Consider the following 12,304-nt stretch of genomic DNA (forward strand, 5'->3'; position numbering starts at 1 on the left):
ATCTCAATTAACACTAGTCTGTTACAACGGCTAAAAAAAGAAAAAAGCCCAAATTTAAGCCAATACAGATTATGAACAGCATTTATACAGGTGAGGCATGACAGCTACTTACACCATACACTTTAAGCGTGTTTATGACGCAATTGACGACACCGATGGTGCCCGAGTACTGGTTGACCGACTATGGCCACGCGGCGTTAAGAAAGAATCACTAAAGCACCGCGATTGGTGCAAAGAGGCTTGTCCTTCAAATGATTTGCGCAAGGCGTATCACGCAGAAGAAATTGATTATAAAACGTTTGCCGAACGCTATTTTGAGGAGCTCAGTGCACACCCAGACCATTTAACGCCACTGTTGCGCTACGCACGGCAATCAAAACTCACGCTTTTAAGCGCGGTCAAAAACTTTGAACGGTCGCACCTGCCCATTCTAAAGCATGCGATTTTAGAGGCGCTCAACTTAGAAGATCAGCAAGCTGACGACAACGAATTAAGCTCCGCCGTATGTTTCGGCAAAGATTTCAATTATTGGGGATAATCGTGACAACAGATTTTATTGAAGTTTATGACGACGCTTTACCAGCCGAATTTTGTGAGCGTTTTATTCAGCGTTTTGAGCAAAGTCCGCACAAACAACAAGGGCGCACCGGTGGCGGTATTGATACAGAAAAAAAGCGCAGTGAGGACCTTTACCTCAATCAACACCAAGAGTATGCCGACGACTTGCGGACTATCTGTGATATTACCACACGCTACGCTTTGGATTATTTCAAAAAGTATCATTTTGCGCTGATTGCACCGGTTGCTTTAAAAGTGAAGCATCCACGAACTGGCGAAGCCGTTAACCTAACCCATGAGAACTTTGACGAGGTTGTTGCCGGTAATGAGCAGGCTTATATGCAATTACTCTATCGATTAGGGCCGATTCAAGCGCAGAAATACTTGAAGAACCAAGGCAACTACAATTATTGGCATTGCGAAGTGTTCCCTGAAAAAAACAGTGTTGAAGCATTACACCGGAGTTTGTTGTTTATGTTTTATTTAAACGACGTTGAGGAAGGTGGCACCACTGATTTTTATTATCAGCAGCGCAGCATAAAACCGCGGCGTGGGCGGATGGTCATCGCACCAGGCTATTTCACCCATACACACCGCGGAACTATCCCGGTTTCGAATGACAAATACATTCTAACTAGCTGGATTTTAATGAATTCCGGGCAACAATTATTCGGGTGATTTCAACACCTGCCCGTCGTCGTCTAGCACTGTTACGTCAACATGAATGCCGTTACGAACGCTTTGTGTGACCACACAGAAGTTTTCGAACTGCTCGAGCACTCGGTCAAGTTTATCGATTTGATCCGCCGCTTGGCCGAGATTTAACTCAACTTGCATCGAACTGATGCGCAGGCGTCCGTCTACGCGCTCCATGTCGCCTTGTACTTTGGCGGTAACTTTACCTGGGTCACCCTTATACTTGCGAATGGCAAACATCAAACTTGCCGCCAAACAATTGGCGACAGCGGCCGCCAATAACTGGCTCGGGCCAGGCCCTTCACCGTGACCAACAGGCTCATGCTCATCGGTGATCAGCTGTCCAAATTCGCCGAAGTCAACTTCAAACTTGTAGTGATCAATCAACGCAAGTTTTACTTCAAACGCCGGATTTTCCATGTCTTCCTCCAGTTTTTCTGCAATAATTACTGATTCACCCATGTCATCATGTCGCGCGAGGAGAATGATTCATGAAGAATCCGCTGTATATTCCTTATGCAGGCCCTAATTTGCTTGAAACGCCGCTACTCAATAAAGGTAGCGCGTTCACTCGAGAAGAGCGAGCAGCATTTAATCTGACCGGTTTATTACCGCCACGGTATGAAACCATCGAAGAACAAGTAAAACGCTGTTACATGCAGTATTCAAGCTTTGATACGGCTATCAATAAACATATTTATCTGCGCGCTATTCAAGACAATAACGAAACCTTGTTTTACCGCTTAGTACAGCAGCATCTCGAAGAAATGATGCCAATTATCTATACCCCAACTGTAGGGGATGCGTGCGAACAATTCTCTGATATTTATCGCAGTTCACGTGGATTATTTATTTCCTACGAAGATCGCGATCAAATGGAAGATATTTTGCGCAATGCGACGAAGCGTAAAGTAAAAGTGATTGTTGTTACCGATGGCGAGCGGATTCTTGGTCTGGGTGACCAAGGTATTGGCGGTATGGGTATTCCAATCGGTAAGTTAAGCCTTTACACCGCTTGCGGTGGTATTAGCCCAGCTTACACATTGCCAGTGTGTTTAGATGTTGGCACCAATAACGAAAAGTTGTTAAACGACCCAATGTATATGGGCGCGCGCCATAAACGTATTGATCAGCGCGAATATAACGCCTTTGTGGATCGCTTTATGAAGGCAGCTAAACGGCGCTGGCCAGAAGCGATGATTCAGTTTGAAGACTTTGCGCAACCAAATGCGATGCCTTTACTGCGTAAATATCGTGATGAGTACTGTTGCTTTAATGATGATATTCAAGGCACCGCGGCGGTTACCGTTGGCACACTTTTGGCCGCTTGCCGGAGCAAAGGCGTGCAGTTGAAAGATCAAAAGGTTGCGTTTGTGGGCGCTGGTTCTGCTGGTTGCGGTATTGCTGAGCAAATTATTCAACAAATGGTGGCCGAAGGCCTTACCGATACGCAAGCACGTCGCAATATCTACATGGTTGACCGGTTTGGCTTACTTACGGAGGGCATGAGTGATCTGCGTGATTTTCAGCAAGCTTTAGCACAACCATTAGAAAACCTAAATGATTGGCAACACAGTGGCGACTATGCGTCACTGTTAGATGTAATGCATTGCGCTAACCCGGGTATTTTGATTGGCGTCTCTGGTCAGCCAGGTCTCTTCACTGAGCAAGTGATTCGGACGATGCACCAATACACCCAAAAACCAATTATTTTCCCACTCTCAAATCCGTCGCGGCAAATTGAAGCACACCCGGCGCACGTCATTGAATGGACTGAGGGTGAAGCCATCATCGCAACAGGTAGTCCATTCGACGCGATTAAATACAAAGGGACTGATTATCCAGTTGCCCAATGCAATAACAGTTATATTTTCCCGGGCATTGGCTTGGGTGTCATTGCGGTAAAAGCGCGTATTATCTCCGATGAAATGCTGATGGCGGCGAGCAATACTTTGGCTGATGAATCGCCGCGTGTGCGCGGTACCGGCGATAATCTATTGCCAGGCATCCCCGAGATTGCAGAGCTGAGTAAAAAGATTGCGTTTAACGTTGGTAAAGTTGCTCAGCAACAAGGCCTTGCGCTTGAGGTGAGTGATGAAACCTTACGTGATCGTATTGAAGCAAACTTTTGGCGTCCAGAATATCGTCGTTACAAGCGTGTAAGCATTTAGTCAAAGTCACTGGCGATTCGACCTATTTCCTTGTATGTTCAATACATAGCGACGCAAGGAGGTCGAATGCGCAGGGTGATTATGAGCCTGATATTGCTGTTGGTATCACCAACCGTTCAGGGTCAATCAAAAGAGACGGAAAAGCCCACCGACGAAGATAAACCAATGATCGATTCGTTTCGGGAGGGTTTAACAAGCTCAGTGAATGCCACTGCGGCGTGGCTCGACTCTTTTTTTGCCGATGAGATAGATCCTGATGCCTATGATACAGCTTCAGGTAGTCTCCGCGTCACTCCTGAATGGGATGAATATGGCGGATTTAAGCTGGATTCAAGCTTCCGTGCAACCGTCATTTTCCCGCAAGCTGAAAGAAAATTCTCTGCCATAATCGGTCGTGGCGACTTCGACGATTTTATTAATGATACGCAACAATCCCGCCCCTCTGTCATTCGACGCGATCAATCTGATGAGGAATGGATGCTGGGCTTAGGATTTGACCCGCAAGTTAGTAACAACCACAATTTATCATTTGGCGCTGGTATTCGCGGCGGTTTAGCACTCGACCCCTACTTTCGAGTGCGATATAAATATGAGTCGATCATCGGCGAAAATGTAGAATTTTTCACACAAAGTGTTGGATTTTGGCGCGACAGCGATGGCTTTGGTGTGGCACAAACATTTGCGTTTGATGCTGCGCTTTCAGATAACTGGTTCTCCAAAAGCTGGGTTAAAGGAACCTTTGCAGAGCGTACAGAAGGCGTGCGCTGGCATGCCTCTCAGAAAATTTATTATATGTATCACTTTGAGCGAGCCATTGCCGGTGAAGTATGGTGGTACGGTGAAACCGAGCTTGCGGTCCCGATGCAAGACTACGGCATACGCGCACTGCATCGGAGTCGATTCAAACGCGAGTGGTTATTCTTAGAAGGCTGGGTTGGTTTGCATTGGCCTCGTGAAACTTTTGAGGAACAACGCAAACCGAGATGGATGGTTGGTTTAGAATTAGAGCTTCTCTTTGGCAAGTAGAACTATAGCCAACCAAATGCCGCTGCGATACTTCGCATTCCCAACCCTGTCGCAATAAAGCAAACGATTATGCCTAAGATATTTTGCGCTCGTGAATTACGATGTAGTCCTAGTCGCGGTTGATTACAGACCCAGACCAAAAATATCGCAATAAAAGGTAGCAGTAGACCGTTGGCAACTTGCGCAAACAATATCACTTCAATGGGCTTTAATCCTAATGACGCAACCAAAATACCAATGGTCAAAATGGTGCCCCAAATCGCACGAAACTTTTTATCCTTGAGATTATTGGCATAACCTAGCACTCCACTTAAGGCGTATGCTGAGGCCAACGGTGCAGTCAATGATGACGAAAGACCCGCAGCGAATAAGCCGAGCGCCATAAAGGTTGTCGCCGCATCGCCAAATAACGGTTGCAGTGCTTGGCCTAAATCGGCAGCACCCTCGATTGTTAACGCTTTGCCAAAAAATGCTGACGCCGCTGTAGCAACAATCGCCAACGAAATAAGACCACCGAGCGGAATCGAGATATAAATATCCTGCCGCGCTTCATTGAGCTGATCCGCAGAGCGCCATTTTTCTGCACAGCTAGAAGCATGGAGAAATAAATTATAAGGCACCACTGTAGTCCCAATAAGCGCCACAACCATCAAAATACTACCGGTTGGCACTGATGGAATCAGCAAACCAGATATCAACGCAGACCAATCCGGCTGAGTTAAGATAAATGTGGCGAGAAAGGCGACGCTCATTAATAGCACCAGAGCGATTAATACCTTTTCGACCAACTTATAACTGCCCTGCCATAAAATAAAGCCAGCTAAGGCGCCAAGAATAACGGGTATATATTGGCCATCGAACGGCACTAAGTCGGCGAGCCCCATGCGGGCCCCACTAATATTACCGCCCTGATAAACGCTATTCCCAATGATTACGGCGGCGAAAATAAGTAACACGACGACTTTCCGTAACCCTGGCTGTTGAATCGCTGCACGAATATTCTCGCCCAACCCTTGTTGGGTCACAACGCCGAGGCGCGCCGACATTTCCTGCAAAATCATCGTCGCCAACACTGAGAAAACGAGTGCCCACATCAGCGCGTAACCATAGTTGGCGCCAGCTAATGAAGCCGTTACCACAGTTCCTGGACCAATAAACGCTGCGGCAACCAATGCGGCCGGCCCCATACTTAAACGTGGCTGTTTTGTCATTCTTCACCCATTTTTGGTTATTGTTATTATCGTATTTTCCTGGTCTCTTGCAGTTCCCAGTTGGCAGCGTTGTGAGTAGCATGCTAAATAATAATAACAGCCCAGGACACACTTTAGGATAGTCATGTATCAAGACAGTTTTGAAAGCCCCATCGGCCCCGTTACTATTAGTAGCCAAGACGGCGAGTCTATCTGTGAAATTGCGTTTGCGGAACCTGACGGTTACCCGTCCTGTAATGTCACCAGCAAAGGTAAGCAGCAACTGATTGAGTATTTTAATCGCCAACGGCAACAGTTCGATTTACCGTTAACACCTGCAGGTACTGAGTTTCAACAGCGTGTTTGGAAGCAATTAGCAACACTCGAGTATGGGCAATTAGCTAGCTACAAAGATATCGCGGTGGCTATTGGTAACCCGAAGGGTAATCGCGCAGTCGGCATGGCGAATGGTCGTAATCCTATCGCAATTGTCGTTCCGTGCCATCGGGTTATTGGCGCCGATGGAAGTATCACCGGCTACACCGGTGGTATTGAGAAAAAGGCGTTCTTACTCCGCCATGAAGGAGCGGCATTTTTTGAGTAATTTAACTTTTGCCGTTGTAACTTGAAAACATCCGCGCGACGTGCGCCTCAATTTCGTTACGCAACGACATCGGTTCAAGCACTTCAATATGTTCGCCGCAGCTCAAAATCCATGCGACGAGATCTTTGCTGACGGGCTGTACAAAGGTAAGAAAAAAGCTCAGCCCATTGCGTTCAATATGTTGTTCTGGATGCAGTGGATTGTTCGTCACTAGATTCAGCAACCCATTCGTACATTTCAGCTTGATACGCGCCAGTACACCGTGAGTATTACTATCTGGCAAATTAGGGAATGGTAAGTGCGGCGCAGTTTTCGCCAAACTCCAGCCAAATGGTCTTGAGCGATCATCAGCAATTAATGGGAATACTTCCGACAATTCATTTAGGTTTCTCTGGATAGTACGTACGCTTACTTCGACTCCATGCTCTGAGAGTCTTTTCCGTAGCGATTGCACATCCACTTTTTGCGGCTCACGCGGAATATGTTGAAGTAGCATTAAATATCGTAAAACACTTTGCACTGACGAGCTCCTTGTCTTTGGCGCTATATGACATCCATCATACCCCGAGTATGCGTCAGGACCTGTCGCACCAGTTACATTTTTGTAAAACTACAGCAAAACCAACCTATACCACATTGTATATAAGTCGAATAAGCGCTTTACTTAGCATCGCTGGCTAACCAGACTAGCCTTCGCAAAATGCCTGATAGGAGGTTCAAATGATTCGATTTGCACTCATGGTGTTGCTCGCATTAAGCGTTGTGAACGTTGCGACAGCACAAGATCAAAATGCACAAAAAGGTCAGCAAACAGCTGAAGAAGCGAAAGATAAGGCTGCTAAAGCTCAAGCTGAACGAGAAGCCTTACGCGCTCAAATGAAGGCTGAAAAAGAAGCCCTACAAAAAGAGCGTAATGAACAAAGCGACAAGCTTAAAGCTAAGAAAAAGAAGAAAGATGATAATGGTGATAATGGCGATAACCGCTAAGCGTTGATCACCAACGTCAATAATTATCCCCAAGGGTCGCTTATAAGCGGCCCTTTTTTGCTGTGGTAAGGTCTGTTATCACCCAACTGGTGTGTATAATAGTCGCCTAATTGTGCTATACATAAACAACGTCGCTGCACATTGCGTAGATATATTTAAGGATGAAGTTGTAATGCAAGTCGAGCAACCGGTTACATTGCCAAACCTGCCTGGAATGTTTTTTCGCTCATTATTTACTGTCGCGCGAAACGACCAGGAAGAGGCAGAGCCACAAACTTTAGACGCAGAATTTACTGCGCCTGCATTTTCGGCTACTCAATTAAAGCGGTATCACGAAGCATTTAATGGTTTTGTCAGCGAAGTTCCACTAACCCTCATTTATTGCTTGGCGCAACGCGTTCATTTGGCTCAAATGCTCGGCGAGCACTTCCCATGGCCAGCGCCTGGTTTAGTTCATGTTAGTAATAGCATTGAGCAACACGAAACCATTGTTGCGGATGAAGGTTTTCTATTAAAAGCGTCCATTCAGTTACCGGCTCGCGGCCCCAAAGTTTCAGCTCGCCGTTTACGTCCGTTATTTCAGGTTGAGTTTTGGCAGAACGACAAGCACGTCGCTACCTGTGTCAGCGAATATCAGGTGATGCCGAAACAAACCGATAAGCCGCGCCGTAGTAAAGAGAATAAAATAGCGGAACCACCAAGCGACGATTGGCAACGCATTGATACATGGAAATTAGCCGGCAAAGTTGCACGTGATTATGCGCGGTTATCGGGCGACTTTAATCCCATTCATTTGCATCCGTTGCTATCGCGATGGTTCGGCTTCGACCAGCCGATTATTCATGGCATGTACATGTCAGGTCGCGCTCAAGCTGAAGTTGAGCGCGCCGCCAAACGACCTGTGACTAAAATTGACGTCGCTTTTAAACGTCCAGTGCCGTTACCTGCGAAAGTTTCATTATGGCAGCAGCTCGATGACAATAACGACGGCGGTCAATATCAAGTATGCGGCGCTGAAGATCACCTCCAACGCCTTGAGGGTCGTTTTATTTTCGCCAAAGATTAATTACTTTTTCGGCTTTAACCGTTCGACACCCATAAAACGCAACGACAACTTTTCGTAAATGGGCTCTGACGCACCACGGCGAATTTTGTACATAAAGTATTTTTCGAATGCGACTTTCGCCCAATGCACCCAACGACCGCTACCAGTCCAGTTCCGATTTCGTGGTGGGTTTTGCGGAATAGCTAAAAACGCCGTTCCGGTATTACCCATATCAGCTAAACACAGTGCGCTTAACGTTGGCTCAACCAACGCATCGGAGCCGGCTTCCATCGCTTCAATATTCGACACAATCGCAGAGGTCATCGACTCAATCATTAATCCGGTTTTCGGTGCACCTACCGGCACGGGTGTTGCTTCAATCGGGGGAATCGCAACACAAACACCAGCCGCAAAAATATTGGGATACTTAGGTGAGCGTTGATATTTATCGGTAATCACAAACCCTTTGGGATTACATAGCTCTGCAACTGCAGCAACAGCTGGAGAGCCTTTGAATGGTGGTAAAAACATGGAGTGCTTATAAGCCAATTCGTGCTGCTTAATGACTTCTCCTGCGTCATTAAGCTCATCAAAGTAGCAGGTTCCATCAGCTAGTTTTGTCACTTTGGCATTACAAATCCACTTGATACCATGCTCTCGGAATTTATGCTCCATTAAGCCTTTTGAGTCGCCAACACCACCTAGGCCCATGTGGCCAATATACGGCTCTGGAGTAACAAAGGTAATCGGAACTTGATCACGAATTTTCTTTTTACGCAGCTCATATTCGAGCGATAGCACATATTCATAGGCTGGACCGAAACAACTTGCTCCAGGCAATGCGCCAATAATTACAGGGCCGGGGTTTTCGCATAACTGCTGATAATCGTGAAACGATGTTACGGCGTGGTCAACAGTACAAATCGACTGTGAGCCTCCGGCCTCAGGACCTGCTCCAGAAACCGCAGCAAAGTCTAATTTTGGTCCAGTACACAAAACTAAATAGTCATAGGCCATTTCATGACCGTCGTTAAGAACCAAAGTATTTTGAGTCGCTTTAATTTCTTTTACACCAGAGGGGGAAAATGCAATATCGCGCTTACTAAAGAAGTCGCCAATAGGCATCACCACATCGTCACGCTTGCGCGTACCTAAAGCAACCCATGGATTCGAAGGGACAAAGTTAAATTCTGCGCCTTCACCAATAACAGTAATTTTAGAATGCTTGCCTAATTTCTCGCGCAGTTCAAATGCGACAGAAACACCACCTAAGCCTGCACCAACAACAGCCACATGAGTCATGATTTAACGCCCTTTTTGTACACTATTTATACTATGACTATGTGCAACAGTTTGTATTTCGTCAATAGCTAAAATAAAAAACATACAAATAAACTGGCAATAAAAAAGGGCAGTTGAGAATTTTCAACTGCCCTTTCGGTCTTCCGTAATAGTGATTAGCGCAAGCTAGAACCACTTAACGTCGCGGTGGTCGCCGCATTTGCCTCAATGTCCGCTTGTTGGAAATGCAGTGAACGTAATTGTGGTTGCTCAGAATACAACAAGGTTTGATCAAGATAATGATCAGACAATACGTTCGAACTTTGCGAGTAAGTTAACAGCCCCTCAGCTACCGGACCTTCAGGCGTGAACTCCATCGCAAACATCCAGCTTGAGCCGTAGGTGATGTGGTATCCACCCGCTTCAGCACTCAAATCTGAACCAGGCAATAACGGATAACGATGACGAGGTAAAATCGTTCCGTCATTACTCATGTTGCTACGGAACACATTGAAGCCACCTTCAATGTTGTTCGCGCCACCCCATGGTAACTTCTGTCCTGACGGCGTGCCATCTGGATTACTACGTTCAACGAACTGCACACTGCCTAACGTGGCCGCAGGGTTCAGCCCAGCATCAACAATGCGCTGTTGCGCAGTTGCTAATTGCTGTAAGACAGTATTATTGGCTGCCAAGGTATTCGGCGTTGTCGTTGGTTGTTCAGCGTTATAAACAACTTGCCATTGAGGATTGCGGTTAAACTCAAAAGCAAACTCACGGAACATCATCGCGCCCTGACTCTCAAGGTTCATCTTACCGTCCCACAAGGCCAAGGCGTCACAAGCTGGAGTCACAACAACTGTAGTGGAATCGGCCATGGTTACCGGCGTTGCCCCTTGCGTTTGGCACAGTGCCAGCAGATCACTCAGTACCGCTTCACCAAGATAATTGCGATTACCGATAAGGCGATCAACTAAGTCTTCGCGAGTAAAACGACCGTCGACCGAACCACCTTCCGCAAGCATCTTCTGACCTAAACGCGAACGCAGAGATTGCTGATTACCGACCGGCCCCCACAATGGTGATACCCCTTCAATCGGGGCTGCCGGGTTGGTTAACCAGAAGCTATCATTGGAGTTCTGCACAAAGTCATTACGTTCCAGTTGTGGTGCTTGCTCAAACGGCACTGTGCCTTGTGGCATAAATGCACTGTCATCACCTGGGAAAATAAATAGCCCAGCTTGCTCAGTCAGCGTCTGATACAGTGGATTCTCAGCCCACATTGCCAACGCTTCTGGCAGAATATTGGGTACCGATGAACCATCCGTAAAGAATGCATTGCCCTGCGAATCAACCGCCATGGCATTGTTAAATACGGTACCCGTGTAATCAACGAATGTTTGTTTATAGGCATCAATGCTGTCGGCCATATTCATACCTAACCAGTGATCAAACAAATCATAGTTTGGTAGGTTCGCATCATGCAGTGCGTAGGCAACGTTCTGCCCAGTTGCGTCGGTGCCCCACGGCAGTGCGTTTGGAATCACAATGACGGGACCAAATTCACTGTAATAACTGGTTTTGCGCAACGTCATATAACTGTCTGCACCAGTTGCTACACGAATATCGTGTGTCTTGGTCGTCATCGGTACGCTTTCGCCATCAAGCATATAACTGGTACCTGATGCGTCGTTTGGGTCCAATGTTAACCGATGAATCGTGAAGCGCGACGCGGTTGAAAACGTATGGGTCCACGCCACATTTTCGTTAAAGCCAATATTGACGATACCTGGCATACCTGAAAGCGAACCACCAACTACTTTCAAATGCCCCGGCACTTCAATACCAAACTGCCAAAAACGCTGGTTTCCGGTATGTGGGAAGTGTGGATTCGCAATTAGCATGCCCTGCTCAGTCGCACTGAGGTCGCTACCGATTGCCCAGCCATTTGAACCTGATTCAGTCGGGTTGGTATCAGGAATGCCGACCTTGCTGATATCAAAGTTTAGAGCAACTGGCTCACCTGAATCGGTGGTCACAAAGGTTTGGTTATTTGGGACGCCTAAGAACAATGGCCCGGTAAAGTTTGCCGCGCCTGGCAACAATGCGACGCCCTGTGCATAGGTCATCAGGTCAATTGGCGTGATATCTTGAACCCAAGGCTGGCCGGCACAAGTCGGATCCATATCTGCTTCAGACGTTTCATTAATATACTTGTTGTAACCGGCCGCGTAACCGGTCAGAAGCGCTTGCGCATTTTCGCTAATTTGCTCGAAACCAACTTCAGCGTTGGCACGAATACCGAGCGTCAAAAAGCCAAAGTCGGTGAGTAAATTCTCAGAGTCACCAGAACCAAGCACCGCGTCAGGACCAAAATAGAATGCACGCTTTGAGTTAAACTTCACAATTTGATCGGCGAGGATACATAAATTATCTTGCGCAAACGCATAGCCAACACCGAAGCCTAGGCTTTCCATATTGTCAGCTTTTACATACGGCACGCCGTAATTTGTCCACGTGATATCCGCACTGAGATTGCCACTCGGAGCAAAAGCGACTAACCCCGTCGGTGGGGGCGATACTGGATCAATAGGTTCTTCATTGGTACTTGAGCTATCGCCACAAGCCGAGAGTAATAAAACACCACTGGCTAACACCAAAGGCGTGAGTAAGTTTAGCTTTTTAGTTTTAATTTTCATGAGCTTGCCTGGTTGTTCTGAGAAAATACGTTTGTATAAATCATGTA

Annotated in this window: 12 protein-coding genes; 7 read left to right on the top strand and 5 right to left on the bottom strand. The window is 46.7% G+C overall.

All coding sequences use genetic code 11. The features are described 5' to 3' along the window. Positions 1-97 precede the first annotated feature (97 nt). Both BM292_RS07220 and BM292_RS07225 read left to right on the top strand, forming a co-directional pair. Positions 98-538: a DUF488 domain-containing protein gene (locus BM292_RS07220; protein WP_092857076.1), complete on the top strand. Its 441-nt coding sequence runs from the start codon at positions 98-100 to the stop codon at positions 536-538. A gap of 2 nt (positions 539-540) precedes the next feature. Further along, positions 541-1,236, top strand: coding sequence for a 2OG-Fe(II) oxygenase (locus BM292_RS07225; RefSeq protein WP_245751873.1), 696 nt, complete (start codon positions 541-543; stop codon positions 1,234-1,236). Here BM292_RS07225 and BM292_RS07230 read toward each other — a convergent pair. After that, positions 1,225-1,716 carry an OsmC family protein gene (locus tag BM292_RS07230; protein WP_199286259.1) on the bottom strand — a complete coding sequence of 164 codons (492 nt, stop codon included), beginning with the start codon at positions 1,714-1,716 and terminating at the stop codon, positions 1,225-1,227. The genes BM292_RS07225 and BM292_RS07230 overlap by 12 nt on opposite strands. 29 nt (positions 1,717-1,745) lie before the next feature. Between BM292_RS07230 and BM292_RS07235 the strand changes: the two genes are divergently transcribed. Next, positions 1,746-3,425 (top strand): NAD-dependent malic enzyme, encoded by a 1,680-nt coding sequence (locus tag BM292_RS07235; RefSeq protein WP_092857082.1) that lies wholly within the window; start codon positions 1,746-1,748, stop codon positions 3,423-3,425. A gap of 66 nt (positions 3,426-3,491) precedes the next feature. Next, positions 3,492-4,451: a hypothetical protein gene (locus BM292_RS07240; RefSeq protein ID WP_092857084.1), complete on the top strand. Its 960-nt coding sequence runs from the start codon at positions 3,492-3,494 to the stop codon at positions 4,449-4,451. Positions 4,452-4,453: 2 nt separating this feature from the next. Here BM292_RS07240 and BM292_RS07245 read toward each other — a convergent pair whose 3' ends face one another. After that, positions 4,454-5,662, bottom strand: a complete 1,209-nt coding sequence (locus tag BM292_RS07245; RefSeq protein ID WP_092857086.1) for an Nramp family divalent metal transporter — start codon at positions 5,660-5,662, stop codon at positions 4,454-4,456. Between the two features lie 124 nt (positions 5,663-5,786). Between BM292_RS07245 and BM292_RS07250 the strand changes: the two genes are divergently transcribed. Then, positions 5,787-6,245, top strand: coding sequence for a methylated-DNA--[protein]-cysteine S-methyltransferase (locus BM292_RS07250; RefSeq protein ID WP_092857088.1), 459 nt, complete (start codon positions 5,787-5,789; stop codon positions 6,243-6,245). 1 nt (position 6,246) lies between these two features. Here BM292_RS07250 and BM292_RS07255 read toward each other — a convergent pair whose 3' ends face one another. Then, positions 6,247-6,765 carry a WYL domain-containing transcriptional regulator gene (locus tag BM292_RS07255; protein WP_092857090.1) on the bottom strand — a complete coding sequence of 173 codons (519 nt, stop codon included), beginning with the start codon at positions 6,763-6,765 and terminating at the stop codon, positions 6,247-6,249. 200 nt (positions 6,766-6,965) lie between these two features. On the opposite strand from BM292_RS07255, the gene BM292_RS07260 reads away from it, so the two are divergent. Beyond that, positions 6,966-7,232 (top strand): hypothetical protein, encoded by a 267-nt coding sequence (locus BM292_RS07260; RefSeq protein ID WP_092857092.1) that lies wholly within the window; start codon positions 6,966-6,968, stop codon positions 7,230-7,232. 172 nt (positions 7,233-7,404) lie between these two features. Beyond that, positions 7,405-8,298 carry a MaoC/PaaZ C-terminal domain-containing protein gene (locus tag BM292_RS07265; RefSeq protein ID WP_092857094.1) on the top strand — a complete coding sequence of 298 codons (894 nt, stop codon included), beginning with the start codon at positions 7,405-7,407 and terminating at the stop codon, positions 8,296-8,298. Here the strand turns inward: BM292_RS07265 and BM292_RS07270 are convergent, their stop codons facing one another. Then, on the bottom strand, positions 8,299-9,579 hold the full coding sequence (locus BM292_RS07270) for an NAD(P)/FAD-dependent oxidoreductase (protein WP_092857096.1): 1,281 nt from the start codon (positions 9,577-9,579) through the stop codon (positions 8,299-8,301). Positions 9,580-9,734: 155 nt separating this feature from the next. Then, on the bottom strand, positions 9,735-12,257 hold the full coding sequence (locus BM292_RS07275; RefSeq protein WP_092857098.1) for an acylase: 2,523 nt from the start codon (positions 12,255-12,257) through the stop codon (positions 9,735-9,737). Between the last annotated feature and the right edge of the window lie 47 nt (positions 12,258-12,304).

Origin of the sequence: Pseudidiomarina tainanensis (assembly GCF_900115255.1) — a bacterium.
Classification (GTDB): Bacteria; Pseudomonadota; Gammaproteobacteria; order Enterobacterales; family Alteromonadaceae; genus Pseudidiomarina; species Pseudidiomarina tainanensis.

Bases quoted from the DNA above. Each gene is read 5' to 3' on its own strand.
- BM292_RS07250 (WP_092857088.1), top strand. From the start codon at position 5,787: ATGTATCAAGACAGTTTTGAAAGCCCCATCGGCCCCGTTACTATTAGT.
- BM292_RS07265 (WP_092857094.1), top strand. From the start codon at position 7,405: ATGCAAGTCGAGCAACCGGTTACATTGCCAAACCTGCCTGGAATGTTT.
- BM292_RS07220 (WP_092857076.1), top strand. From the start codon at position 98: ATGACAGCTACTTACACCATACACTTTAAGCGTGTTTATGACGCAATT.
- BM292_RS07240 (WP_092857084.1), top strand. From the start codon at position 3,492: ATGCGCAGGGTGATTATGAGCCTGATATTGCTGTTGGTATCACCAACC.
- BM292_RS07275 (WP_092857098.1), bottom strand. From the start codon at position 12,257: ATGAAAATTAAAACTAAAAAGCTAAACTTACTCACGCCTTTGGTGTTA.
- BM292_RS07235 (WP_092857082.1), top strand. From the start codon at position 1,746: ATGAAGAATCCGCTGTATATTCCTTATGCAGGCCCTAATTTGCTTGAA.
- BM292_RS07245 (WP_092857086.1), bottom strand. From the start codon at position 5,662: ATGACAAAACAGCCACGTTTAAGTATGGGGCCGGCCGCATTGGTTGCC.
- BM292_RS07270 (WP_092857096.1), bottom strand. From the start codon at position 9,579: ATGACTCATGTGGCTGTTGTTGGTGCAGGCTTAGGTGGTGTTTCTGTC.
- BM292_RS07230 (WP_199286259.1), bottom strand. From the start codon at position 1,716: ATGGGTGAATCAGTAATTATTGCAGAAAAACTGGAGGAAGACATGGAA.
- BM292_RS07260 (WP_092857092.1), top strand. From the start codon at position 6,966: ATGATTCGATTTGCACTCATGGTGTTGCTCGCATTAAGCGTTGTGAAC.